This is a genomic window from Thermohalobaculum sp., assembly GCF_058622915.1.
This window is the reverse complement of sequence record NZ_JBZSYN010000018.1, coordinates 25,025-49,334: the sequence shown is the minus strand read 5'-3', so window position 1 is coordinate 49,334 and position 24,310 is coordinate 25,025. Positions and strand designations below refer to the sequence as shown.

Below are 24,310 nucleotides of genomic sequence, written 5' to 3'. Positions count from 1 at the left end.
TGGAACGATCCGGATGGCGCGCGCTATCGGGCGGCCTATTTCGAGCGCTTCCCCGGCGCCTGGTGCCAGGGCGACTTCGCCGAGATCACCGCCCATGACGGCGTGATTATCTATGGCCGCTCGGACGCCGCGCTGAACCCGGGCGGCGTGCGCATCGGCACTGCCGAGATCTACCGCCAGGTCGAGCAGCTGCCCGAGGTCGCGGAGTCGCTGGTGATCGGCCAGGACTGGCAGGGCGACGTGCGCGTGGTGCTGTTCGTCAGGCTCAACGAGGGCGCGGTGCTGGATGAGGCGCTGATCCACAGGATCAAGGCGCGTATCCGCGAAGGCGCCTCGCCCCGGCACGTGCCGGCGAAGGTGCTCGAGGTCGGCGACGTGCCGCGCACCAAGTCGGGCAAGATCGTCGAGCTGGCCGTGCGCGACGTGGTGCACGGGCGCGAGGTGAAGAACAAGGAGGCGCTGGCCAACCCGGAGGCGCTGGAGGAGTACCGCGACCGGCCTGAGCTGGGCGCGTGAGGCGTCAGCCCGCCGGCGCGCCGGGCCAGCCGCAGGGCTGGCGCGGGCCGTCCGCCGGGGCGGCGCAGAGGCTCCGCGCGGCGGCAAGCGCGTCGAACACCTTCACCACATAGTCGCGCGTCTCGGCGAAGGGGGGCACGCCCTTGTGCTCCTCGACCGCGCCCTCGCCGGCATTGTAGCCGGCCAGGGCCAGGATCGGGTCGTCGCCGAAGGTCTGCAGCAGTGAGTCGAGATAGGCGGCGCCGCCCTCGATGTTGTCGGCCGGGTCGAAGCTGTCGCCGACGCCGAAGCGCCGGGCGGTCGCGGGGATCAGCTGCATCAGGCCGCGCGCGCCCTTCGGGCTGACGGCGCGCGGCTTGCCCGCGGACTCCACCGCGATGACGGCGAGCAGCAACAGCTCGGAGACGCCGTGGCTGCGCGCGGCGGCGGCGATCTGCGGCTCGTAGCGCCGCGCGATCTCGCTTAGCCGGGCCGGATCGAAGGTGGCGCCGCCCGTGGCGCGCCGGGCCTCGACGCTCGCCAGTGCTTCGGCCCAGTGTGCCGCGCTGGGCGGGGCGTCGGGGGCGTGCTCGTGCCAGAACCAGGCATACTCCGGGCTCTGCACTGCGGGACGGTCGGGCGCCGGCCTGCGCCGGGCGAAGCGGCGCTGGCCCGGGCGCGGCACGCGCTCGATATGCATCGCGGAGAGGTCCCCGACACGCACGCCGTGCTTGAGCTTGAGAATCCCGGCCAGCGCCTGCGAATCACCGAGGGTGAGACTGATTCCGAAAAAGAGCAGCGCCAACCCGGCCATCCGGCGCCCCGCCCCGCCATGATTGTGCCGCATTGTGCCCCAATCCCCCCATAGTTGCGTGCCGGGTGCCGCATATTCGACTGAATCTTTCATATTTTACGCTAAACATCGCGATTTGCGAAGTTATTCGTTAAATCTTGCTTTGTCGAAGCGCGCTTTGATGGTATGGAATAAGTCGCGGGGCACAGGCCGGAAAGGTTCAATCCCGGTCCGCGTCAAAGGGGTTCGACGCGAAGTGTCTTGTCGATCTGGGTTGTACCAGGAAATCCGACCAAACACGTCTGGAGGGTTCAATGACCATGTTTTCCTACTTCCTCAGCGATGAAGCTGGCGCCGTGACCATCGACTGGGTGGCCTTGACCGCCGGTGTCCTGCTGCTGGGCATCCTCGTCGTCTACACGATCTTCAAGAACGGCGTGTCGCCGCTCGTCTCGCAAATCGACTCGAACCTGAAGAGTGCGGGCACGGGCGTCAACGTCGGCAACGCGCCGAGCACCTCCACCTTCGGCTAATTGCGGCCGGTCTAGCGAGGCGCCCGCCGCGCGGCGGGCGCCTCCGGCTCCCGCAAAGGCCAGGAGCTTCCGATGAGAATCATCGCGGTTCTGGTTCTTGTCTTCGGTGTCGCCCTCTCGGGCGGCGCGCTGTTTTTCGCCTCGCAGTATTTCAACGAGATGAAGGCCTCGATGGCGCAGCGCGGGCCCGAGACGGTGCGCGTGCTGGTCGCCAAGCACAAGCTTGATTACGGGGCCAAGCTCAAGGCCAAGGACCTGCAGTGGGTCGAGTGGCCGAAGTCGGCCGTGCCGCCGGGCAGCTTCACCTCGGTCGAGGCCCTGCTCGGAAAGAAGGGCAACGAGCACAGGGTCGTGCTGCGCACGATCGAGCCGGGCGAGCCCGTGCTCGCGAGCAAGATCACCAAGAAGGGCGAATCGCCGCGCATGTCGATGAATCTTGCCCAGGGCAAGCGGGCGGTGGCGATCAGCGTGGATGCCACGGCGGGCGTGGCCGGATTCGTCGGCCCGGGCGACCGCGTCGACATCATGCTGATCCGCAGCATCGACAAGCAGCTCGTCAGCAGCGTCATCATGCAGGACGTGCCGGTCATCGCCGTGGACCAGAGGACCAACACGCAAGTGTCGTCCGCCCATGTGTTCCGCATGGTGACGGTCGAGGTCGACACGACGGACGCGCAGAAGCTGGCGCTGGCCCAGCAACTCGGCCGCCTGACGCTGACCCTGCGCGGCATGGGACAGAACGCCGAGGGCAAGATCAAGCCGGTCACGGAAGACCAGCTGAACGACTTTTCCAAGCCGGCGAGTGCGGCACCGCCGATGGTGCGTGTGCGCCGGGGCACCAGCGTGACGGATGTGAACCTGCAAGACCCGACCACCGGACAACCTGCGGATGCAAATGCCGCAAAGGCCGGTACGAAGGCGGGTGGAGCAGCCGCCAACTGAGGCCGAAAGGCCACAATTTTCTCCGATCTTGCTAGAACTGCCTGTGACAAATGCTTGAGTCACAGAATGAATTGCTGTTTACTTTTCGTGCGCAATTGCAACGTTTCAACCATGCTCGGGGGGCACGCAGGAACATGGTAGAGGGCATCAGAAAGCTGCTCGCGATCGGGCTGGCAGCCTGTCTTTTGGGCGGGCTCTCCTGGGGACAGGACCAGGCGGCGGCGCAGATCGCGAAGATCGAGAAGGCGCCGACCGGCCAGACGGCGACCACGTCGGCGAAGACCGTGCAGGCGCCGACCAGCAAGGGCTCGACGGCTCCGGTGCCGAGCGCGCCGATGGCGTCCGGCTCGGTCCTTCATCTCGCGCGGGGACTGGCGTCGAACAACATCACCGTGCTGATCGGCCGCGCCATCGTGGTGGACAGCTCGCAACCCTTCGTCGAGGTCTCGGTTGCCGATCCGAAGATTGCGGACGTCTCGCCGCTGTCGGACCGGTCGGTCTACATCTTCGGCAAGACCCGGGGCGCGACCTCGCTCACGCTTCTGGGTGATAACGGCAAGCTGATCACCAATGTCACGGTCCGCGTCATACCGGACCTCTCCGAGCTCAAGGCGCATCTCAAGAAGCTGCTTCCGAAGGAGCCGATCGACGTGCGGCTGTCGGGCGGTGGCGTCGTGCTTTCCGGCGTCGTCTCCGGCGCCGCCAAGGTCGACCGCGCCATGCGGCTGGCCGAGTCCTATGTCGGCAAGGGCGCCATCAACATGATGACGGTGGGCGGCACGCAGCAGGTGATGCTGAAGGTGCGCGTGGCCGAGATGTCGCGCTCGGCGGCAAAGAACCTGGGCTTCGACAGCTGGCTCGAGCATACCGGAAGCAAGGTCGGCGCCGGCATCTTCAGCGGCGCGGCGGCCAAGCCCGACCCGACCTTCGGGACCGGGCTTTCGCCGGTCTCGAGCTTCTCCGCTCCGAAGGCGTTCGGCGCGCTCGGCGTCATTGCCAAGCTCGGCGATTTCGGCGTCGGTGTCGTCCTGAACTCTCTGGAGCAGAAGGGGTTCGCACGCTCGCTGGCCGAGCCGAACCTGGTCGCGCTCTCGGGCAACCAGGCGAAGTTCCTCGCCGGCCAGGACGTGCCGATCCCGCAGGTCACCAAGGACAACGAGGTGAACGTCACGTTCAAGGAGGTCGGCGTCGCGCTCAACTTCACGCCGACGGTGCTGGACGACGACCTGATCAATCTCGCTGTCTCGGCCTCGGTCTCGTCCATCGATCAAACGGATGCGGGCATCCCGGTCAGCGCCGTGCAGGGCAACAACATCCCGATCTTCAATGTGCGCCGGGCGACTACCGCGATCGAGCTGCGTGACGGTGAGAGTTTTGCCATCGCGGGCATGTTGCAGGACAACTTCAACGACGCCATCAGCCAGTTCCCCTGGCTCGGGGACCTGCCGGTGCTCGGGACCCTGTTCCGCTCGACCAACTTCTCACGCGGCGAGACCGAGCTGGTGGTCATCGTCACCGCGCATCTGGTGACACCGGTGACGGGCTCGGAGCTTTCGCTGCCGATCGATCACGTGCGGATCCCGAACGAGTTCGAGCTCTTCCTCATGGGCAAGACGGAGGCCGGTGGCGCTCCGGGAATGGTCCAGAGCCAGGAATTCGACGGCAAATTCGGATATGTGGTGGAGTGAACTGACATGCAGAAGCTGACAATCATCGCAGTTCTGGCCACCGGAGTCGCGCTGGCTGGCTGTTCATCGATCACCGGTCCGGCCGGCGAGGGGGCGCACTCCCATCTCTATGGCGTGGCGACGGCGCAAAACATCAACGCCCAGATCGCCTATGGAAATCCGGCCAGCCGAATCAGGTCGCTAAATGCGGCCTTCCGCGCCGCCGTGCCCGACACGGTGACGTTCGCCTTCGACAGCTCCCGGCTCGACTCGACGGCACGGGCCGCGCTCGACAAGCAGGCCGCCTGGCTCAGGGAGCACGGGGACGTGCGCATGAGCGTCGTGGGCAATACCGACCTGGTCGGAACCAAGAGCTACAACCAGGCGCTTGGCCTGCGGCGTGCCCGCTCCGTCGTGAACTACCTCGTCAGCAGGGGCGTCAAGCGCACCCGGCTGGACGCGGTCGAGTCGCACGGCGAGAACGACCCGGTGGTGCAGACCCAGGGACGGGAGCGGCGCAACCGCCGCGCGGTGACCTCGGTCGCCGGCTTCACCCGCGGCTATGTCGGTGCGGGCATGGACGGCCGGCTCGCCCAACGCCTCTACGAGAGGTACGTCGGCAGCGGCACGAAGACCGCCGAGGCGAAGAGCAACACCAAGTGATGCGACGATCGGGCGCCGCGGATTTCCCGGCGCCCGATCCATGACTTCTGTATTTCTTTTTGAATCTTGATTAGGATCGGGAATGGTCGGGCTGCGCGCGCCAGATGACGGGATGACCTGCCGAGCCCGGTGTCGTGACGGGAATGGGTTTGACGATTGACTGCCCTCGGTCTCTTGTCGCGGTGACGCCCGAATGCTGGCGGGTCGGCGCCGCCGCGACGGGGTGTGCCGGGGTTGCCCCGAGGGGTGGAGAGCGTCGGCGCCGCAAGGCGGGCCCGGACTGTGGCCGCCTTGCCTCATCGGCGCCATCAATTGACCGCACACTGGGTACGCGCGAATCGCCGGACCGTGCCCGGAGAGGCTGACCAGGAGGCCGACCAGATGGCGCTTTCGTTCAGACGCGAGACAGCGGAGTCGGCCCCGGAGGCCCTGGTGTTCTCCGACGGCTTCGCCTCGGTCGAGGCGCTGGTCCACGACCTCAACAGCAATTTCGGCGAGGACCAGTGGCTCGAGGTGAGCCCCGACGATGCCGAGAACATGCTGGCGATTGCCAGCGGCGAGGATTCCTTCGTCATCGTGGCGCTGAGTTCGGACGAGGCGGACACGGTCGAGACGGCGGCCAAGCAGATCCGGCTGGCGCGGGAATGCGGGCTGATGGTGCTGCTGGTCGTGGGCGACATCTCGTCGCGCACCATGCACCGGATCATGCGCGAGGGGGTCACCGAGTTCGCCCCCTATCCCGAGCCGGCCGGCGCGCTCATGGACGCCATCGACCGGCTGCGCATGGCGCGCTCGAGCGGCAATCTGCCGGCGGTGACCATGAGCACCGCGCAGCGCCGGCTCGGCAAGGTGGTCGCCTTCTACGCGATCGCCGGCGGCGTCGGCTCGAGCACCATGGCGGTCAACTTCGCCTGGGAGCTCGCGCAGAGCACCCGGCGCGAGGGCCGGCGGGTGGCACTCATGGACTTCAACTTCCAGTACGGCTCGATCGCGACCTTCCTCGACGTGCCGCGCCGGGAGGCGGTCTACGAGCTGGTCTCGGAGGCCTCGAACCTCGATGCCACCAGCCTGACCCAGGCCCTGAGCACCTACAAGGACCGGCTGCACGTGCTTACGGCCCCGCGCGATGCGCTGCCGCTCGATATCGTTTCGCCGGCCGACGTGGACGCCATTGTCAGCCTGGCGCGGGAGAGCTTCGACTACGTGGTGGTCGACCTGCCGCAGGCGCTGATGAACTGGTCCGAGAAGGTCTATGCCGCGGCGGACGACTTCTACGCGGTCATGGAGACCGACATGCGCTCGGCGCAGAACATGTACCGGTTCCTGCGCACGCTCAAGGCCGAGGACATGAACCTCGACAAGCTGCGCTTCGTCCTGAACCGGGCGCCCGGCATGACCGACCTGTCGGGCAAGACGCGCGTCAAGCGTGTCGGCGAGAGCCTCGGGATCGCCTTCCTCCACATGGTGCCAGATGGCGGCAAGCAGGTGGTGAACTGCTGCGACCAGGGCGTGCCGCTGGCCGAAGGCGCGCGGTCCAATCCGGTGCGCAAGGAAGTCGTGCGCATGGTGGAGAAATTCCTCAGCGAGGAGACGGAGAAGGCCGCGGCCGCGGGCTGAGCGGCGTGAATATGGGGTACAGGCGATAAGGACGGGCTGACATGTTCCGGCGGATGCGCAATGCGAAGGGCGAGGCGGTGGTCAAGGAGACGCCTGTGGTCGCCATCAATGGCGGCGCGGGTGCTGAGACCGCCGAGCGGGCGGTGACAGAAAACGCCCATTCCATGGCGGCGACCCGGCTGAAGCTGAACGGCGATCGCGGCGGGGCGGCACTGGCGGAGGTCGACAACGACGGCAAGCGGCGCCGACGGCTGCTCAACATGCGCGTCGACCTGCATCGCAAGCTGCTGGAGACGCTGAACCTCAGCGCGATCGAGAAGGTCTCGGAGCAGGAGTTGCGCCACGAGATCGGCGAAATCGTGCGCGAGGAGCTGGTCGGCAGCGACCTGGTGCTGAACCGGGCCGAGTTCGAGCAGCTGGTCAGGGACCTGGTTGACGAGGTCACGGGGCTGGGCCCCCTCGAGCCGCTCCTGGCCGACCCGACCATCACCGACATTCTCGTCAACACCTATTCACAGTGCTATGTGGAGCGGCACGGCAAGCTGGAGCTGAGCCCGGTGCAGTTCAAGGACAACGGGCACCTGATGCGGGTCATCAACAAGATCGTCTCGGCGGTCGGCCGCCGGGTCGACGAGAGCCAGCCCTGGGTGGACGCCCGTCTCGCCGACGGCAGCCGCGTCAATGCGATGGTGCCGCCCTGCGCGCTCGACGGACCGCTGCTCTCGATCCGCAAGTTCGCCAAGATGCCGTTCACGGTCGACCGGCTGATCGAGGGCGGGGCCTTCTCCGAGGAGATGGCGCTGTTCCTGCACGCCTGCGTGCGCACCCGGCTCAACGTGCTGATCTCTGGCGGCACCGGCTCGGGCAAGACGACGACGTTGAATGCGCTGTCGAGCTTCATCCCGAACGAGGAGCGCATCGTCACCATCGAGGACACGGCCGAGCTGCAGCTCCAGCAGGAGCACGTGGCGCGCATGGAATCGCGCCCAGCGAACATCGAGGGCAGCGGCGCCGTGACGATCCGCGACCTGGTGCGCAACGCCCTGCGCATGCGCCCCGACCGCATCGTCGTCGGCGAGTGCCGCGGCGACGAGGTCATCGACATGCTGCAGGCGATGAACACCGGCCATGACGGCTCGATGACGACGATCCACGCCAACAGCCCGCGCGACGCGCTGGGCCGAATCGAGAACATGATCGGCATGTCGGGCATCGAGCTGCCGCTCAAGGCGGTGCGCGCCAACATCGCTGCGGCGGTCGACGTCATCGTCCAGGTGGCGCGCATGTCCGACGGCAAGCGGCGCATGCTCTCGGTCTCGGAGATTGTGGGCATGGAGGGCGACGTCATCACCATGCAGGAGACATTCAAGTTCAACCGGCAGGGCACCGACAACCAGGGCCGCATCATCGGCCGCTACCAGGCCACCGGCATCCGCTCGAAGTTTACCGACCGCTTCAAGCAGTGGGGCTACGAGCTGCCGTCCAGCCTGTTCAAGCCGGAGCTCTAGGAGCCAGGGAGGCGCACGGGAATGCTGTTCCAGCCGCTGATCTACGCCTTCATCTTCGTCGGCGTCTTCTTCATGGTGGAGGGCGTCTACCTCCTCGTCTACGGCAAGACGCTCAAGCGCGAGAAAAAGGTCAACCGGCGCCTGGCCCTCCTGCAGCAGGGCCGCGACACCGAGGAAGTGCTCAACATCCTGCGCCTCGAGCGCGAGGGCTCGGAGAAGAACGAGCGCTTGCCCGTGGTCGGGCCGCTGGTCGAGATGGCGCGCCATGCCGCCATCACGCTTTCCGTCGTGCAGATCGTCGGGGCGCTGGTCGGCCTGACGATCATGGCCTTCCTGCTGCTCACCATGTTCACCGGTGCCGTGATACAGATCCGCATCGTCGTGGCGCTGGTGACCGGCTATGCCGCCTTCTATATCTGGCTGCGTGGCAAGGCGAAGAAGCGGATCTCGCAATTCGAGGAGCAGCTGCCCGATGCGCTCGACCTGATGGTCCGCTCGTTGCGCGTCGGCCACCCGATGACCGCGGCAATCGGCATCGTGGCCAAGGAGATGGCCGACCCCCTGGGCACCGAGTTCGGCCTGATCGCGGACGAGGCCACCTATGGCATGTCCGTGACCGACGCGATCGACCGCATGGCCGAGCGCGTTCCGGTGCCGGACCTGCGCTTCCTCGCCATCGCCATGAGCATCCAGGCGACCTCGGGCGGCAACCTGGCCGAGATCCTGGACGGGCTCAGCAAGGTCATCCGGGCCCGCTTCAAGCTGTTCCGCAAGGTCAGGGCGATCACCGCCGAGGCGCGCTGGTCGGGATGGTTCCTCTCGGTCTTCCCGATCATCGCATTGCTGCTGGTGCAGGTCGTGCAGCCAAACTACTACGACCGGGTCTCGGACCACCCGCTGTTCATGCCGGGGGCCATTCTGACCTTTATCCTGCTGGTGGTGAACGTCATCTTCATGCGCTGGCTCGTGAACATCAAGGTATGAGGTAGCTTCGCCATGCACGCACAGGCGACACAGGGGTCGGGCGGCATCATCGGCAACGCCTGGCATCTCCTGATCCAGACCTACGGGCCGGCGGCGCCGTTCTACGTGCTCGCCGCCATCGGCGTGGTCATGATGGTCATCGCCCTGCCCATGGTGTTGCGCAAGACGCGCGACCCGCTCGAGCGCTTCAACTTCTCGGACGAGAAGCTGAAATCGGAGTTGGTCAGCCTGCGCGACGACCGCGACGACGGCAGCCTGAAGGGTCTGGCCGAGTTCCTCGAGCCCAAGGACGAGGAAGAGCTCGGCGAGGTGCGCAAGATGCTGCGCGCGGCCGGGTATCGCGGCGGGGCCGCCGTGCGCAAGTTCTACTTCGCCCGGGCCGCGCTGGCGATCGGCCTGCTGGTCGTGGGCGTGATCGTGTTCATCCTCACGCCCGAGAAGCCGAACATGGTCTTCGGCAGCGTCGTCTCGGGCCTGCTCGCGATGATCGGCTATTTTCTGCCGAGCTACATGGTTCGGCGCAAGGTCGAGAGCCGCAAGACGGAGATCCAGAACGCCTTCCCGGACGCGATGGACATGATGCTGGTCTGCATCGAGGGCGGCCAGTCGCTCGACCAGGCGATGGCCCGCGTCGGCGACGAGATGAAGAAGTCGGCCGGACCGCTGGCCGAGGAGTTCCAGCTCGTCAGCCACGAGTTCCGCGCCGGCAAGGACCGCATCCAGGTGCTGCGCGACTTCGCCGCGCGCACCGCCGTCACCGACATCAGTTCCTTCGTCACGGTGCTGATCCAGTCGACCTCGTTCGGCACCTCGGTCGCCCAGGCGCTGCGGGTCTATGCCGCCGAAATGCGGGACAAGCGGCTGACCCGGGCGGAGGAGAAGGCGAACGTGCTTCCGACCAAGCTGACGCTCGGGACCATGGCCTTCACGGTGCCGCCGCTGGTGCTGATCCTGATCGGCCCGTCCTTCATCATGATCCTCCGCGCCCTCGGTGGCCTGGGAGGGACGCCGGTCATGCCGCAATGATTCCGCTGCGGCGCCATGCGCTGCGCTTGACGGTCGCTGCGCTCGCCGCGCTGAGCTGTGCAGGCTGTGCCGGGACGGCGCAGAAGGTGGCCTTCAAGCCGCCGGAACAGCTGCAGCCGGCGCCGAAGCAGACTTATCTGGAGTTGGGCAATCGCCTGCTCGGCGAGAACGAGCCGGCGCTGGCGATGCAGGCCTTCCTGACCTCGGTGAGCCTCGAGGGCATGAGCCCCCAGGCGATGACCGGCGCCGGGATCGCCGCGCGCCAGCAGGGCCTGCTGTACACGGCCAAGCGCTATCTGGAGCGGGCGCGCGACATGGCGCCGGATTCGGCGATCGCGCAGAACAATCTCGGCGTGGTGTTGTTCCTTCTGAAAGATTATGCTGGCGCGCACACGGCCTTCCGGGCGGCGCTGAAGCTGGCCGACGAGCAGCACAACGCAGCCATCAAGCGCAACCTCGAGCGGGCCGAGGCCGCGCTGGAGAGGATCGACCAGCAGGGGCAGTCTGAGCCCGCGGCGGCGCCACAGGTGGTGCGATTGGGCAGCGACCTGTACCGCATCAACGATAATCCGGCGGCGAGCAAGGCAACGCCGCCCGCTGAGGCAAAGACGGACTGAGACCAACGAGGGGACAGGCAATGGGGATGAGAGCAGCGCGATTGCTGATCGGCGCAGTGTTGGTGCTGGGCCTTTCGGCGTGTGAAAGCGTCAGCCAGAAGAAGGACCCGCTCGCGTCGAACGTGATCGACGAGGCGAACCTGAACCAGCTGATGCTGACGGCGAGCGACCCGGAGACCGGGGTCGAATACTTCCAGAAGGCGCTGGCGAAGGAGCCCGACCGGGCCGATTTTCGGCGCGGGCTGGCACGCTCGCTGGCGCGGGCCAAGCGCTATAACGAAGCCGCCCGGGTGTTCAAGAAGCTGGTGGCGCTGGGCCAGGACGAGCCGGTGGACCGGATCGACTACGCGCTGGTCGCCATTCGTCTCGACCGCTGGGACGTGGTGCGCTCGATGGTGGCACGCTTTCCCGACGACCTGAAGACGCCGCGCCGCTACATGATCGAGGCCATGGTCGCCGACCAGGACAAGAACTGGAAGAAGGCGGATGAGCTCTATGCCAAGGCGGTCAAGCTCAGCCCGCAGCCGGCGGCGCTTTTGAACAACTGGGGCGTCAGCCAGATGGCGCGAGGCGACCTGAACGCGGCGGAGAAGACCTTCGAGCAGGCGGTGTCCTACGACTCGACGCTGTTCAGCGCCAAGAACAACCTGGCGATCGCCCGCGGCCTGCAGGGAAAGTACACGCTGCCGCTGGTTCCGCTCAAGGACAAGGAACGCGCGGTGCTGCTGAACAATCTGGGCATCATCGCCATGCGCAAGGGCGACGAGAAGACCGCGCGCGGCCTGTTCGCGGCCGCGGTGGAGGCGGACCCGCAGCACTATGCCGGCGCCGCCGACAAGCTCGCCGCGCTCGAAGCCAACGTCGCCTACTGACCGGCCATGATGGAAACGCAAGCTCTGGCCCTGGCGACCGCCGCGATGGCGGTCCTCATGGCCATCACCGCCTGGTTCGACCTCAAGGCGCTCCGGATCCCGAACTGGTGCGTGCTGGCGGTGCTGGGCGTCTTCCTGGTCACCGGACTCTGGGGGCTTCCCCTCGTGGTGGTCGCCTGGCGGCTGCTCTTTGCCGTGATCGTGCTCGTGGTCGGCTTCGGTATCTACTCGCTCAGCGCCGGGCGCGTGGGCGGCGGCGACGTCAAGATGATCGCCGCCCTGACCCCGTTCGTGCCGGGCTCCGCCGTCGGCTTCGTGCTGCTGGTGTTCGCCCTGCTGTCCTTCGTCGGGCTGATCATCCATCGGCTGATCCGGGCCATACTGCGCGGACGCAAGACCGGGTGGATGGCGCTGGATCAGCGCCAGTTCTTCCCCGTGGGCCTCTTGCTCGGCGGCACGATCATGATCTACCTGTGCTACGAGTTGGTCGGCCGGTTCTCGGCCTGATCCGCGGCCCAGGCCGCCCACGCCGGGTGCGCGAGGAACAACGGCGGGTGGTCGGTGATCACGCCGGTGAGGCCGATGTCGCGGAAGGGCGCGACACGGTCCGGCTGGTTGACCGTGTAGACGCGCAGGTGGAAGCCTTCCGCCGTGGCCCTGGCGAGCAGCCCGGCGTCGAGAAATTCGTGCGCGATGTGCAGCGAGCGGGCGCGCAGGTCGCGCAGCGTGCCGGGCCAGGCCGCCGGCGGCGCCTCGTAGAGAACTGCGAGCGGTTGCAGCGGCATGTGCCGGCGCAGCTCGGCGAGCGGCTGCAGCTCGAAGCTTGAGACCAGGATGCGCGTGGCCGTCCAGGGATGGCGGCCGAGCGCGTCGGCGACCACGCGGGCCATGGTCGCGGCGTCGGCGTCGTGCAGCTTGATCTCGAGGTTGGCGGACAGTCCGAGCCTGTCGATCAGATCGAGCGTGTCCTCCAGCGTGGCCAGTGGCTCGGCGGCGAAGGCGGCGCCGCGCCAACTGCCGGCGTCGATGCCGGCGAGGTCGGCTGCGGTCAGGCGCGCGAGCGCTCCGCGGCGGTTGGTGCAGCGGTCCAGCGTGTCGTCGTGATGGATCACCGGCGTGGCATCGCCGAGCAAGGCGACGTCGAACTCGATCCAGCGCGCCCCCTGCCGCGCCGCCTCGCGGAAGGCGCTCAGCGTGTTCTCCGGCGCGACGCGGCTGGCGCCGCGGTGTGCGATGATGCGCCCCGAGCTGTCCGTGTCGGGAAAGTCCCGCGGGTCCTCGGTGTCGGGCATGGCTGGATCGTCCGGCTGCGGCAGTTGGCGGCAGGTTGCCATAGCCCACCGCCTGCCGCCAGAGTGTTGCGCCGGCGCGCCAGCTGTGCCATCCGGTCCAGTGAGACGAAGCCCGGCCTGTGGAGGAACCGGCCTGCCGTGATGCGTCGTGCAATCCTCGTCCTTGTCGTGGCGGCGGTGGGTGCCGGCTGCCTGTGGCTTGGTGGGCGGGGCGCCGAGGCGGTGCAGCGGCTGCTGGTCGAGCGGGTCGGGCACGGGCTTTCCGTGCTCGGCATCGGTTGGGCCGAAGCGGGTGCAGACGGTTTGCGCGTGACGCTGCGCGGCCATGCCCCCGATGCCGCGGCGCAGGCGCTGGCGCTGCGCACGGCGCGGGCCACGGCGCCTTTTGCATCGGTGATCGACGAGACCACGGTCGCCCAGGCGCCGCCGGCAAAGCGCGCCCCGATCCGGATCGAGCTGATGCGCGACAAGCACAGCCTGGTCATGACCGGGCGGTTCCACGGCGAGCCGATGCGCGCGGCGCTGCTCAAAGATCTGAAGGCGGCGGTGCCGAGCCTCTCGATCAAGGACCTCAGCGGGGTCGACGCCGCCGCGCCCGGCCCCGGCTGGGGGCCGGAGCTCAAGATGGCGGCGCTGGCGGTGGCGAAGGTCGAGGACGCCTCCGTGCGGATCGGCCCCGGCGCCGTGGAGATCTCCGGGGTGGCGCGAGGCGCCGGGCAGCGCGAGGCGCTGACCCGCGCGCTGCTGGCGCTGGCGGGCGACAAGCTGCGGCTGACCCTGAACCTGCGCGAGCCGCCGAGCACCGCGGCGCCGTTCGTCTTCGCCGCAGTCAAGGATGCGTCGGCGGGCGTGCGCAGCGGACTCTGCGATGCGCGCGACGCCGAGGAGGCGGCGCGCCTCGAGGCGGCGCTGGGCAGACTCGGCGTGGTGCCGGGCGAGCGCCGCTGCACGGTCGCACTGGGCGGCCCCGATGGCGACTGGGTCGGGGCGGCGCAGGCGGGGCTCGACGCACTCGCGGCCCTGCCGGCGGGGACGCTGCGCATCGAGTACCGGGTGGTCCAGCTCGAGCCGGGCCGGGGTGTCTCCAACGCTGCGCTGGCGCGCGCGCGCGCGGCGCTGGTCCAGCACCTTCCCCGGGGCTACACGCTCGCACCTGCGGTCGCCGAGACGCCGGCCGCGGCTGCCGCGAGGCCGGGCTATCGGCTGAGCCTGCGCAAGTCGGCCGACGGCGCCGCCCTGAGCGGACTGGTGCCGAGCGACACCTCGCGGCGCGTCATCGCGACCTATGCCCAGGCGCGGCTCGGACAGACCAAGGTCCAGCTTGACGCGGCGCCAGCGGATGCCGGGGCTCCCGGCGGATGGGAGCCTGCCGCGTTGGCGGCACTGGACGCGCTCGGCCATCTCGCCCTCGGCGAAGCGACGCTGACGCCGGGCCACATCCGGCTGTCCGGCCAGGTTGCACGACCGGCGGAGGCCGGCCGCATTCAGCGGCACCTGGCGGAAGCGGCGCCAAAGGGCTATGCGGTCGAGACGTCGCTGACCGTCGACCTGCCGGCCCAAGTCGCCGAGGTGCCGTTGTCGGCGGCGCGCTGCGCGGTGGTGCTGAACGCGGTCAACGCGAAACGCCCGATCGACTTCTCGGCCGGCGCGGCCGCGTTCGACAAGGGCAGCAGTGGCACCCTCGACCGGCTCGCCGAGGTTCTCGGCCGCTGCGACCATGCGCGCATCGAGGTGGGCGGCCATACCGACAACAGCGGGCGGGCGGATATGAACCAGCGCCTGAGCCGCTTGCGGGCCGAGGCGGTCCTCGATGCGCTGATCGCGCGCGGCGTGCCGCTGGCCGCCCTGGCGGCGCGCGGCTATGGCGAGGCGGAACCGGTCGCCAGCAACGCCACCAAGGAGGGCCGGGCGCGCAACCGCCGCATCGGCTTCAAGGCGATCGAGTGCCATACCAGGGAGGCGGGATGCTGACCGGCGCGCAGCTGGGCCTCGCCATCGCCGCCGTGCTGTTCGGCGCGATCGGGCTCGGCGCCGTGTTGCACTGGCTGTGGCTGCGCCTGAGCCCGGGCCGGTCCGGCCTCGTGCACCGGATTTCCGAGCTCGGCGACCAGCTCCACGAGGCGGAAACCCAGCGCGATGCAGCCGAGCTGACGCTGCACGAGGCCGAGGAGCGCCATGTGCGTCGCGAGGCGGAACTCGGCCGGGCGCTCGAGGAGGCGCGCGCGGACCTCGACACGTTGAATGGCGGCCTGGTCAACGCGCGCCAGCGGATCCTCGAGCTCGAGGCCGAGCTCGAGCGGCAGCGGCGCGGTGTGTGAGCCGCGGCCAGGCGGCGGTGCAGGCGCGCCCGACGCTCAGGACGACTGCCGCTGCCAGCGGCGTGCCGAGCTGTCGTCGCTGTCGCGCGCGTCGACCCAGCGCCCGCCCGCCGCACCTTCCTCGCGCTTCCAGAAGGGGGCGCGGGTCTTGAGGTAGTCCATCAGGAACTCGGCCGCCGCGAAGGCGGCCTGGCGGTGGCGGCTCGCGGTGAGCACCAGGACGATGCGTTCGCCCGGCGCCAGCGGTCCGTAGCGGTGGATCACCCGCACGGCCTCGAGCGGCCAGCGCGCGCGGGCCTCGGCGACGATCTGCTCGACCGCCCGCTCGGTCATGCCGGGATAGTGTTCGAGCGCCATCGAGCTGATCGGGCCGGCCTCGGTCTGCCCGCGCACGAGGCCGGTGAAGCTGACCACGGCCCCGATGTCCGTGCCCGGCGCGGCGAGCCGGTCCATCTCGGCGGCGACGTCGAAGTCCTCGCGCTGGATCGAGACGCTCATGGCGCCTTCAGCCGCCGGTCACCGGCGGGAAGAAGGCGATCTCGCGGGCGCCGGCCAGCGGCGTGTCGAGGTCGCCCATCTGCTGGTCGACCGCGACCCGCAGCGCGCCGATGTCTGCGAAGGCGTGGGCATAGCGCGGCTCGCGCTCGCGAAGCCGCTCGATCAGCTCGCGCGCCGTGCGGGCGCTGCCGGGCTCGATCTCCTCGGCGGCGGCGCCGACGCGCTCGCGCAGCCAGGCGAAATAGAGAACCTGCATCCCGTCGCTTGCCTCGCTCGGCCCTACTCTTCGGGATCGGGCAGCGGCACGCCGGCCGCGCCCGACTCCTGCTTCCTTGCCCCCCGAATATAGGGCAAGCCCTTGCGGAAGTAATCCCATCCGGTGACGACCGTGAACCAGGCGGCGATCCACAGCAGCAGCAGGCCGATGGCGGCGCTGCCGATGGAGAGGTAGGAGAGCAGCTGATCGACCGGGTGCAGCGCCGACGTGCCGCTTTCGGGCGGCGCCAGGGCGCCCTTGAGCAGCATCAGCCCAATGGAGGACATCTGCAGCGTGGTCTTCCACTTCGCCAGCCGGGTCACGGCCAGCTTGACCGAGCCGAGGAACTCGCGCAGCCCCGAGACCAGCACCTCGCGCAGCATGATCGCAGCCGCCGGCACGACGATCTGCCATTGCAGCTGGTACAGGCTCATCAGGATGGCGAGCGCGATCAGCACCATCGCCTTGTCGGCGATCGGGTCGAGCATGCGGCCGAACGGGCTTTCCTGGCCCATGCTGCGCGCGATGATGCCGTCGAGATAGTCGGTCACGGCGGCGCCGATGAAGATCGCCACCGCGATCCGGTCGGCGGTCGGGCGCTCGAAGATCGCAAAGGCCAGCGCCACGCAGGGCGCGGCGATGACCCGCAGGATGCTGAGCAGGTTCGGGATCGTCCACTTCATGCCGTCAGCCTGTGCCCGTCGGGCGGGGCCATCCACCCGCTCCCCCGTTTCCTTGACGGGCTCCTTTTACGGGCCGAAGGCCATCGCGGCAATGGCGCGGGGCTCAACGATCGCCGTGAAACCAGGCGTGGATCGATTCGGCCATGGTCTCGGAGATGCCCGCGACGTGCCTGAGGTCGGCCAGCGCGGCGCGGCTGACCGCCTTGGCCGAGCCGAAATGCGCCAGCAGCGCGCGCTTGCGCGCCGGGCCGATGCCGGGGATCTCGTCGAGCGGCGTGGCGCCGACCGCCTTGGCGCGGCGTGCCCGGTGGGCGCCGATGGCAAAGCGGTGCGCCTCGTCGCGCAGCCGCTGGACGAAGTAGAGGGCGGGGCTGCGGAAGGCCAAGGCGAAGGGGCGCCGGCGGGGGGCGTGAAACGTCTCGCGACCGGCGTCGCGCTCGGGGCCCTTGGCGACGCCGAAAAGCGGGATGTCCTCGAGCCCGAGCTCGGCCAGCACCTCGGCCACGGCGCCGACCTGGCCGGCGCCGCCGTCGATCAGCACCAGATCGGGCCAGGCACCGCCGGCGCGGTCCGGGTCCTCGCGCAGCAGGCGGCGGAAGCGCCGCGTCAGCACCTCCTTCATCATGGCGAAGTCGTCGCCCGGGGCGAGGTCGGCATCCTTGACGTTGAACTTGCGGTACTGCGACTTCAGGAAGCCCTCGGGCCCGGCCACGATCATGGCGCCGACCGCATGCGCCCCCTGGATGTGGCTGTTGTCGTAGACCTCGATGCGCCCCGGCGGGGCCTCGAGGCCGAGGCTCTGGGCCAGCCCCTCGAGCAGCCTGGCCTGGCTGGCGCTTTCGGCCAGCTTGCGGCCCAGCGCCTCGCGAGCGTTCCTGAGTGCGTACTCGACCAACTCGCGCTTCTCGCCGCGCCGGGGCACGGCCACGGCGACGCGGCGCCCCGCGATGGTGCGCAGCGCCTCGGCGAGGAGGGCGCGGTTCTCGATCTCGTGCGAGAGCAGCACCATGCGCGGCGGCGTCTTCTCGGCGTAGAACTGGCCGAGGAAGGCCTCGAGGATCTCCGGCTCACCCGATTCGGCCGAGATCCGCGGGAAATAGGCGCGGTTGCCCCAGTTCTGGTGCGAGCGGAAGAAGAACACCTGCACGCAGGCCTGCGCGCCCTCGCGATGCAGCGCCACCACGTCGGCCTCGGCGGTCACGCGCGGGTTGACGCCCTGGTGGCCCTGGACATGGGCCAGCGCGCGCAGCCGCTCGCGGTAGACCGCGGCGCGCTCGAACTCCATCGCCGCGCTGGCCTCGGCCATTCGACCTGCGAGCTCGGTCTGGATGCGCGTCGAGCGGCCCGCGAGGAAGCGGGAGGCGTCGTCGACCAGGGCGGCATAGTCCGCCTGGCTGATATGGCCGACGCAGGGCCCCGAGCAGCGCTTGATCTGGTAGAGCAGGCAGGGGCGCGTGCGGCTCTCGAACACCGAGTCCGAGCAGGTTCGCAACAGGAACGCCTTTTGCAACTGGTTCAGCGTGCGGTTGACCGCGCCGGCCGAGGCGAAGGGGCCGAAATAGCGGCCGCGGGCGGTCCGGGCGCCGCGGTGCTTCCTCAAGAGCGGCCAGGGGCCGTTCTCGATCAGAATGTGCGGGAAGCTCTTGTCGTCGCGCAGAAGCACGTTGTAGCGCGGCTTCAGGCGCTTGATCAGGTTGGCCTCGAGCAGCAGGGCTTCGGTCTCGGTCGCGGTCGAGATGAACTCCATCGCCGCGGTCGCCGAGATCATGCGCTGGATGCGCACCGAGTGGCCGGCGTACTTGGCATAGGCCGCCACGCGTTTTTTCAGCGACCTGGCCTTGCCGACATAGAGCGCCGCGCCTGCGGCATCGAGCATCCGGTAGACGCCGGGCCCCTGGCCCAGTGTCTTGAGGGCGCGACGGATCACCTCGGGACCGGCCTTGACAGTGCGCTCGCCCGGCACCGGTCCTGAAATGAAACCATCGGTCATGAGAATCGCCGGCAGCTAGGCAGGAGCGCGGTAATTTTCAAGCGAAAAGCTTTCCCCCAATCCTGTGGATATCTCTGTCGACAATTCGCCGCGCAGGCGCGATTCGCGTGGAGTCTCAAGGCGGTCCATCGCTTTGACCAAAATATAGGCATCTCTGCAAGCCGTTGAAACGAAAAAAGAAAAAACTTCGCCCCTGGCAAGCGATTGAATCCATTGAGCTTTCTTGACGGTTTCGTGAAGGTCGCGCGCGGGCGTGGAAAACTCATGATTCGATCGATTCGGGCGAGCGTTTTGGGCAGGAGTCAACGATCGGTTAAGACGGTTTGGTCGCCTTGCCAGTTCAGGTGCTGGCCACCGTCGACGGCGAGCATCTGCCCGGTGAAGGCCTTGCAGGCGAGGATGAAGCGCATCGCCGCCACGATGTCCTCGGGATCCGAGCCGCGCTGGAGCAGGCACGCCCGTCTCAGGCGGGCGAAGTGGGTCGCGGACTCGCGGTCGCCACGCAGCGTCGGGCCCGGGCCGATCCCCGCCACCCTGACATGGGGCGCCAGCGTCTGCGCCGCGGTGCGGGTGAACGCCAGCAGCGCCGACTTGGCCACGGTATAGGAGAGGAAATCCGGGTCCGGGTTCCACACCCGCTGGTCGATCATGTTGATGATCACGGCGCGGGCGACCGGTTCGCCCTGCGCGTCGGTCACGGCGCGCGGCGCCTGGGCGGCGAAGTCCTGGGTCAGCCGCACCGGTGCGCGCAGATTGGTCTCGACGGCGCGATCCCAGCTCGCGCGGGTCGCCGAGGCGAGATGGTCGTTCTCGAATAGCGAGGCATTGTTGACCAGCAGCGACAGCGGCCCGCCGAGCGCTTCGGCCGCGCTGCCGACCAGTTCGGCGACCTCCTCCTCCGCGAGCAGATCGGCGCGCAGGGTCACCACGCCGGCGCCCAGGGCGCGCAGGTCGGCCGCGGTCTCCTGCGCCGCTTCGTGCGATCCGTTGTAGTGGATCGCGACATCCCAGCCGCTGCCCGCGAGGTCGAGCGCCATGGCCCGGCCCAGTCGGCGGGCGGCTCCCGTGATCAGTGCGCGCGGGCGCTCGCTCATGGTCTCCTCTTGGTTTCAACCTGCCAGGGCAGTGTAGAGATAGACGATGTAGATCGCCAGAAAAGCCCCGCCGACGGGGCGGGGGATCGGACGGCGCAACAGCACCAAAGGCGCCAGCAGGACGCTCGCGCCGACCAGCCACCAGTAGTCGCGACCCAGAATCTCGGCCGGCACGGTCAGTGGCCTAGCCAGAGCCGCGGCGCCGATAATGCCGGTGATGTTGAAGATATTCGAGCCGATCACGTTGCCGATCACCACGTCCGCCTGGCGCCGCAAAGCGGCGGCGACAGTGGTCGCCAGCTCGGGCAGCGAGGTGCCGAGCGCCACGACCGTCAGCCCGATCGCGGCCTCGGAGATGCCGAACTCCCTGGCGATCCCGCGGGCCCCGTCGATCAGCAGCCCGGCCCCGATCGGCAGCCCGACGAGGCCGATGGCAAGAAGGAGCAGCGCCTTCCAGACGGCCATCTGCGGCGTTACCTCTTCAAGCTCGGCCAGCTCGGCGAGGGCCGCTTTTCTGCCCCGCCGGCGTGCGGCGAGGGCCTGGCGGGCCGAATCGAAGATCATTGCCAGGCAGATCACGCCCAGCACTGCCCCGCCCCAGCGCCACAGGGTCCCCGGAACGAGCAGCAGGCCGAACACGGCCGTGGCGGCAAGCATCACGTAGAGATTGCGGCCCGCCTCGCGGCCGCAGCCTTGAATCGTGGCGATCAGCGCCGGCACGCCGAGCACCAGGAACACGTTGGCGATATTGGAGCCGATCACGTTGCCCAGGGCGATGCCGGGCGCGCCCTCGATCGCCGCTTCGACCGAGATCAGCAATTCGGGCGCCGAGGTGCCGAACCCGATCACGGTCGCGCCGACGATCACCGCGGGCACGCCGAGCCGGAGGCCGAGCGCCACGGCGCCCCGCACCAGCATGTCGCCCGCCCCGATGAGCAGCACGAGGCCAAGTGTCAGCAGAATTGCGTCCATGAGGCCTTCCGGCTCGCCCCTGCCTGATCGCGCCGAGGCCGGAGATAGTGGCAGGTGCCGCGGCGCGCGAGGCCCGTGCGATGCTCAGCGGGCGGTTGTGGGCGGAGAGTCACAGGCGCAGGCGCCGCCGGGCAGGCGATAGACGCCGCAGCGCGGACAGGGCTCGAGCGCGGTCGGCGGCGGCGGCGCCGGCCGTGACCGTGGCGGTCGCGCCTTCGGGCGCGGCCGCAGGAGGACGAACCAGGCGAAGAGAAGCAGGAGCGCCAGCAGGCCGAACTTGAGCGTCACGTCCACGGTCCTTCATGGCAGGTTTTGCGTCCCGCAAAGCTAGGCCGGCCGCGGTGCGGGATCAACCATGGGGGGCGGGCCCGGCGCGCGACGGGCGCAAAAAACGCTGCACCGCTTGGGTGCGTCGTGTATATAGGCGGTGTCGCTGCGCCTGCCCCGAGGCTGAATGGTTTGATGAACGTCATGGACGAGGATGAGCTCCTGGCGGCCCGGCTCAAGGAGCTGAAGCGCCAGCATCGGGCGCTCGACGAGGAAATCCGCACGCTCTCCGGGTCGCCGGCCGGCGACCAGCTCCAGCTCAAGCGGCTGAAGAAGCAGAAGTTGCAGCTAAAGGACGAAATCGCCCGGGTCGAGGACCGGCTTTATCCCGACATCATCGCCTGAGCGGCGCGGCGCGTCTTGCGACGCGGGCCGGGCCCGGTGTAGTGCACGGGCCGTGCCGGGTGCGGCGTCGGCGGGGAGGTCACCGGAATGAGCGATGCGCAGGTCGGGATCGTCATGGGAAGTCGGTCGGACTGGCCGACCATGCGCGCGGCGGCCGAGATGCTGGCCGCGCTGAAGGTTGCGCACGAGGTGCGGATCGTCTCGGCGCACCGTACGCCGGACCGCCTGTTCGCCTATGCCGACGGCGCGGCGGCGCGCGGGCTGAAGGTGATCATCGCCGGGGCAGGCGGCGCGGCACATCTTCCGGGGATGCTGGCGGCCAAGACCCGGTTGCCGGTGCTGGGCGTGCCGGTGCAGAGCCGCGCGCTGTCGGGGCTCGACAGCCTGCTTTCCATCGTGCAGATGCCCAGGGGCGTGCCGGTGGGCACGTTGGCCATCGGCGAGTCGGGCGCGGCCAATGCCGGGCTGCTGGCAGCGGCGATGCTGGCCACCGGCGACGCGGCGCTGGCCGGGCGGCTCGAAGCCTGGCGTGCGGCGCAGACCGCGGCCGTCGCCGAGGTGCCGGAGCCCGAGACACCGGACTCCGGGGAGTTCGGGGCGTGACCGAGGCGCCACTGCCGCCCGGCAGCACGATCGGGATCCTGGGCGGGGGGCAGCTCGGGCGCATGCTGGCCATCGCCGCCGCGCGGCTGGGGCTGCGCACGCATATCTACGAGCCGGCGGCGAACCCGCCCGCGGCGGACGTGGCGGCGGCGCTGACCACCGCCGCCTATGACGACATGGCGGCGCTGGGCCGCTTCGCCGGCAGTGTGGACGTTGTGACCTTCGAGTTCGAGAACGTGCCGGCGGCCGCGGCCGAGACGCTGACGGCGCATGCCGCGGTGCGCCCGCACCCTCGCGCGCTGGCGATCAGCCAGGACCGGGCCGAGGAGAAGGGATTCCTGAACGGCATCGGGGTCGGGACCGCGCCCTGGCGTGCGGTGGCGGACCTGCGCCAGCTCAAGGCGGCGCTGGCCGAGATCGGGACGCCGGCGATCCTCAAGACCCGGCGCTTCGGTTATGACGGCAAGGGCCAGGCGCGCCTGCGCGACGCCTGCCGCGCCGAGGCCGCCTGGGACGAGATTGGCTGCGCTCCGGCGGTGCTCGAGGGCATGGTGCCGTTCGTGCGCGAGATCTCGGTGATCGCCGCGCGTGCCGCGGGTGGCCGGGTGGTCTGCTACGACCCCGGCGAGAACGTGCACGCGGCGGGCATCCTGCGCACCACGAGCGTGCCGGCGTCGGGCGCGCCTGCCGTGGCCGAGGAGGCGCGGCGCATCGCCGGGGCGATCCTCGAGGCGCTCGACTATGTCGGGGTCATGGGCATCGAGCTGTTCGAGACGGCCGAGGGCGGCGTTCTGGTCAACGAGATCGCGCCGCGCGTGCACAACTCGGGCCACTGGACCATCGAGGCGTGCGTCATCGACCAGTTCCAGCAGCATGTCCGGGCCGTTGCCGGCTGGCCGCTGGGCGACGGGTCGCGCCATTCAGACGCCGTGATGACGAATCTGATCGGCGACGATGTGCTGGGCTGGCCCGAGCTGGCCGCCATTGGCGAGGGGTTGCATCTCTACGGCAAGCGCGAAATCCGGCCCGGACGCAAGATGGGCCACGTGACGCGCATCGCCCGGCGTCGCGGCTGAGGCGCTCAAGCCCCACCCGGACCGGGCGCCGGCTCCTGGGGCGTCCCGGACGCCGCGTCGCTCGCCTCCGCCCCCGGCGGCGGCGTTCCCGGTGCGCGGATGATGTTCAGCACCTGGCGGGGCCCCCAGAAGGCGGCGCGCAGGAGCGCGCTCTCCTCGATCTGCGCCTTGGCCTTCTCGATGCGCATCACCTCGTCGATGCGCCGGTCGAGGAAGGCCCAGCTGTTGGCGTGGTTCGGGCTGGCATCGCCGAGCCAGTAGAGCATCGTCGCCGAGTACACGGCACCGAGCGACATGCGCTTGGTGTACCAGTTGTAGTCGGTGGCGCTGTCGCCCAGCGCGTTCCAGATGGTGTCCGCCGTCTCCCAGACGAGCCGCGCGCCCTCGGCGGCGTAGAGCGGCAGGGCGAGCAGGGCAGCACCGCGGCGCACGGCCTCGCGATGCTCGGAGACCAGCTCGATGCGCCGGCGCACGCAATGCGCGATACGCTCGCGCATGCGCATGGTGTCCAGGTCCGTTTGTGCCAGCTCGTCGGCGAGATGACGGTCGGCGCGGCGGTGGAAGGCAACCACCATGTCGATGCCGCCGCGCGGGAAGGCGAGCCGCGCCAGGCTCGGGTCGATGTCCGACTCGGCGATGGCCGCATCCAGCGAGGTGCGGCTCCAGCCGTCGAACACAACATGGGCAAGCGCGGCGTCCAGCAACCGCTCGCGCGCCTCGCTCAGGTGGTCATGTTCGGATTTCTGTGCCCTTGCCATGGCTCTCGAGCCCCTTTAGCAGCCTTGTGGACAGCGGACTTGACCCTATGTATATAGGGCGCTCCTGCGAAATCGAAAACTGACGGAAAGGTGGTGACGTAGGTGCAGGTACTGGTACGCGACAACAATGTCGATCAGGCGCTTCGGGCGCTGAAGAAGAAGATGCAGCGCGAAGGCATCTTCCGCGAGATGAAGCTTCGGCAGCATTACGAGAAGCCGTCGGAGAAGCGTGCGCGGGAGAAGGCCGAGGCGATCCGCCGGGCGCGCAAGCTGGCGCGCAAGAAGGCGCAGCGCGAGGGTCTTCTCTGAGGCAGCCGACAGTGTCCGCGGCATTGCGCCAGGACGCATCATGCGCGACCCCCGCAACCGCGTTGCGGGGGT

General features: G+C 69.0%; 27 protein-coding genes. 18 read left to right on the top strand and 9 right to left on the bottom strand.

The genetic code is table 11. The annotated features are described in order from the left end of the window. Window positions 1–516, top strand: a 516-nt coding sequence (locus tag AC32QD_RS01490) for an AMP-binding enzyme (RefSeq protein WP_492008708.1), incomplete at its 5' end; no start/stop codon positions are given. A 4-nt stretch (window positions 517–520) separates the two neighbouring features. On the opposite strand, the gene AC32QD_RS01485 is transcribed toward AC32QD_RS01490, so the two are convergent. Beyond that, window positions 521–1,300, bottom strand: a complete 780-nt coding sequence (locus AC32QD_RS01485) for a lytic transglycosylase domain-containing protein (RefSeq protein ID WP_492008707.1) — start codon at window positions 1,298–1,300, stop codon at window positions 521–523. Window positions 1,301–1,602: 302 nt separating this feature from the next. On the opposite strand from AC32QD_RS01485, the gene AC32QD_RS01480 reads away from it, so the two are divergent. The 11 genes from AC32QD_RS01480 to AC32QD_RS01430 all read left to right on the top strand — a co-directional run bounded on the left by AC32QD_RS01480 (window position 1,603) and on the right by AC32QD_RS01430 (window position 12,224). Beyond that, entirely contained in the window at window positions 1,603–1,821 is a 219-nt protein-coding gene (locus AC32QD_RS01480; RefSeq protein WP_492008706.1) for a hypothetical protein, read from the top strand. A 72-nt stretch (window positions 1,822–1,893) separates the two neighbouring features. Then, window positions 1,894–2,763: a Flp pilus assembly protein CpaB gene (cpaB, locus tag AC32QD_RS01475; RefSeq protein ID WP_492008705.1), complete on the top strand. Its 870-nt coding sequence runs from the start codon at window positions 1,894–1,896 to the stop codon at window positions 2,761–2,763. Window positions 2,764–2,897: 134 nt separating this feature from the next. Next, window positions 2,898–4,451, top strand: coding sequence for a type II and III secretion system protein family protein (locus tag AC32QD_RS01470; protein WP_492008704.1), 1,554 nt, complete (start codon window positions 2,898–2,900; stop codon window positions 4,449–4,451). Between the two features lie 6 nt (window positions 4,452–4,457). After that, window positions 4,458–5,093, top strand: a complete 636-nt coding sequence (locus AC32QD_RS01465) for an OmpA family protein (RefSeq protein ID WP_492008703.1) — start codon at window positions 4,458–4,460, stop codon at window positions 5,091–5,093. 381 nt (window positions 5,094–5,474) lie between these two features. Continuing rightward, the gene (locus AC32QD_RS01460) at window positions 5,475–6,710 is read left to right on the top strand and encodes a CpaE/TadZ family protein (protein ID WP_492008702.1); all 1,236 of its coding nucleotides are present in this window, start codon (window positions 5,475–5,477) and stop codon (window positions 6,708–6,710) included. A gap of 41 nt (window positions 6,711–6,751) precedes the next feature. Then, the gene (locus tag AC32QD_RS01455) at window positions 6,752–8,218 is read left to right on the top strand and encodes a TadA family conjugal transfer-associated ATPase (RefSeq protein ID WP_492008701.1); all 1,467 of its coding nucleotides are present in this window, start codon (window positions 6,752–6,754) and stop codon (window positions 8,216–8,218) included. A gap of 21 nt (window positions 8,219–8,239) precedes the next feature. Then, window positions 8,240–9,202 carry a type II secretion system F family protein gene (locus AC32QD_RS01450; RefSeq protein WP_492008700.1) on the top strand — a complete coding sequence of 321 codons (963 nt, stop codon included), beginning with the start codon at window positions 8,240–8,242 and terminating at the stop codon, window positions 9,200–9,202. Between the two features lie 12 nt (window positions 9,203–9,214). Next, window positions 9,215–10,228, top strand: coding sequence for a type II secretion system F family protein (locus AC32QD_RS01445; protein WP_492008699.1), 1,014 nt, complete (start codon window positions 9,215–9,217; stop codon window positions 10,226–10,228). Then, window positions 10,225–10,845 (top strand): tetratricopeptide repeat protein, encoded by a 621-nt coding sequence (locus AC32QD_RS01440; RefSeq protein ID WP_492008698.1) that lies wholly within the window; start codon window positions 10,225–10,227, stop codon window positions 10,843–10,845. The genes AC32QD_RS01445 and AC32QD_RS01440 overlap by 4 nt, the downstream gene beginning before the upstream one ends. Before the next feature lie 26 nt (window positions 10,846–10,871). Further along, a complete protein-coding gene (locus tag AC32QD_RS01435; protein WP_492008697.1) occupies window positions 10,872–11,717 on the top strand; it encodes a tetratricopeptide repeat protein in 846 nt (281 codons plus the stop codon). Between the two features lie 45 nt (window positions 11,718–11,762). After that, window positions 11,763–12,224: a prepilin peptidase gene (locus AC32QD_RS01430; protein ID WP_492008696.1), complete on the top strand. Its 462-nt coding sequence runs from the start codon at window positions 11,763–11,765 to the stop codon at window positions 12,222–12,224. Here the strand turns inward: AC32QD_RS01430 and AC32QD_RS01425 are convergent. Further along, window positions 12,194–13,009, bottom strand: a complete 816-nt coding sequence (locus AC32QD_RS01425; protein ID WP_492008695.1) for a glycerophosphodiester phosphodiesterase family protein — start codon at window positions 13,007–13,009, stop codon at window positions 12,194–12,196. The two genes, AC32QD_RS01430 and AC32QD_RS01425, sit on opposite strands and share 31 nt — an antisense overlap. Window positions 13,010–13,150: 141 nt before the next feature. On the opposite strand from AC32QD_RS01425, the gene AC32QD_RS01420 reads away from it, so the two are divergent. Together AC32QD_RS01420 and AC32QD_RS01415 are read left to right on the top strand one after the other, a co-directional pair. Then, window positions 13,151–14,980, top strand: coding sequence for an OmpA family protein (locus AC32QD_RS01420; protein WP_492008710.1), 1,830 nt, complete (start codon window positions 13,151–13,153; stop codon window positions 14,978–14,980). Continuing rightward, the gene (locus AC32QD_RS01415; RefSeq protein ID WP_492008694.1) at window positions 14,974–15,327 is read left to right on the top strand and encodes a hypothetical protein; all 354 of its coding nucleotides are present in this window, start codon (window positions 14,974–14,976) and stop codon (window positions 15,325–15,327) included. Before AC32QD_RS01420 ends, AC32QD_RS01415 begins: the two co-directional genes overlap by 7 nt. A gap of 36 nt (window positions 15,328–15,363) precedes the next feature. Here AC32QD_RS01415 and moaE read toward each other — a convergent pair whose 3' ends face one another. The 6 genes from moaE to AC32QD_RS01385 form a co-directional block, all read right to left on the bottom strand. Next, complete coding sequence (gene moaE, locus AC32QD_RS01410; protein WP_492008693.1) at window positions 15,364–15,825, bottom strand: molybdopterin synthase catalytic subunit MoaE; 462 nt, start codon at window positions 15,823–15,825, stop codon at window positions 15,364–15,366. Between the two features lie 7 nt (window positions 15,826–15,832). Further along, window positions 15,833–16,081, bottom strand: a complete 249-nt coding sequence (gene moaD, locus AC32QD_RS01405; RefSeq protein ID WP_492008692.1) for a molybdopterin converting factor subunit 1 — start codon at window positions 16,079–16,081, stop codon at window positions 15,833–15,835. 23 nt (window positions 16,082–16,104) lie between these two features. Then, a complete protein-coding gene (gene pgsA / locus AC32QD_RS01400) occupies window positions 16,105–16,764 on the bottom strand; it encodes a CDP-diacylglycerol--glycerol-3-phosphate 3-phosphatidyltransferase (protein ID WP_492008691.1) in 660 nt (219 codons plus the stop codon). Between the two features lie 103 nt (window positions 16,765–16,867). Next, window positions 16,868–18,754, bottom strand: a complete 1,887-nt coding sequence (uvrC, locus tag AC32QD_RS01395) for an excinuclease ABC subunit UvrC (protein ID WP_492008690.1) — start codon at window positions 18,752–18,754, stop codon at window positions 16,868–16,870. A 302-nt stretch (window positions 18,755–19,056) separates the two neighbouring features. Further along, complete coding sequence (locus AC32QD_RS01390; protein ID WP_492008689.1) at window positions 19,057–19,848, bottom strand: SDR family oxidoreductase; 792 nt, start codon at window positions 19,846–19,848, stop codon at window positions 19,057–19,059. Window positions 19,849–19,863: 15 nt separating this feature from the next. Beyond that, a complete protein-coding gene (locus tag AC32QD_RS01385; protein WP_492008688.1) occupies window positions 19,864–20,820 on the bottom strand; it encodes a calcium/sodium antiporter in 957 nt (318 codons plus the stop codon). Window positions 20,821–21,291: 471 nt separating this feature from the next. On the opposite strand from AC32QD_RS01385, the gene AC32QD_RS01380 reads away from it, so the two are divergent. The 3 genes from AC32QD_RS01380 to AC32QD_RS01370 all read left to right on the top strand — a co-directional run bounded on the left by AC32QD_RS01380 (window position 21,292) and on the right by AC32QD_RS01370 (window position 23,171). Beyond that, a complete protein-coding gene (locus AC32QD_RS01380; RefSeq protein WP_492008687.1) occupies window positions 21,292–21,492 on the top strand; it encodes a YdcH family protein in 201 nt (66 codons plus the stop codon). Between the two features lie 87 nt (window positions 21,493–21,579). Then, window positions 21,580–22,095 (top strand): 5-(carboxyamino)imidazole ribonucleotide mutase, encoded by a 516-nt coding sequence (gene purE, locus AC32QD_RS01375; RefSeq protein WP_492008686.1) that lies wholly within the window; start codon window positions 21,580–21,582, stop codon window positions 22,093–22,095. Continuing rightward, the gene (locus tag AC32QD_RS01370) at window positions 22,092–23,171 is read left to right on the top strand and encodes a 5-(carboxyamino)imidazole ribonucleotide synthase (RefSeq protein WP_492008685.1); all 1,080 of its coding nucleotides are present in this window, start codon (window positions 22,092–22,094) and stop codon (window positions 23,169–23,171) included. Before purE ends, AC32QD_RS01370 begins: the two co-directional genes overlap by 4 nt. 5 nt (window positions 23,172–23,176) lie before the next feature. On the opposite strand, the gene AC32QD_RS01365 is transcribed toward AC32QD_RS01370, so the two are convergent. After that, the gene (locus AC32QD_RS01365) at window positions 23,177–23,929 is read right to left on the bottom strand and encodes a COQ9 family protein (protein ID WP_492008684.1); all 753 of its coding nucleotides are present in this window, start codon (window positions 23,927–23,929) and stop codon (window positions 23,177–23,179) included. A 102-nt stretch (window positions 23,930–24,031) separates the two neighbouring features. On the opposite strand from AC32QD_RS01365, the gene rpsU reads away from it, so the two are divergent. Beyond that, on the top strand, window positions 24,032–24,238 hold the full coding sequence (gene rpsU, locus AC32QD_RS01360) for a 30S ribosomal protein S21 (protein ID WP_492008683.1): 207 nt from the start codon (window positions 24,032–24,034) through the stop codon (window positions 24,236–24,238). Window positions 24,239–24,310: the final 72 nt, after the last annotated feature.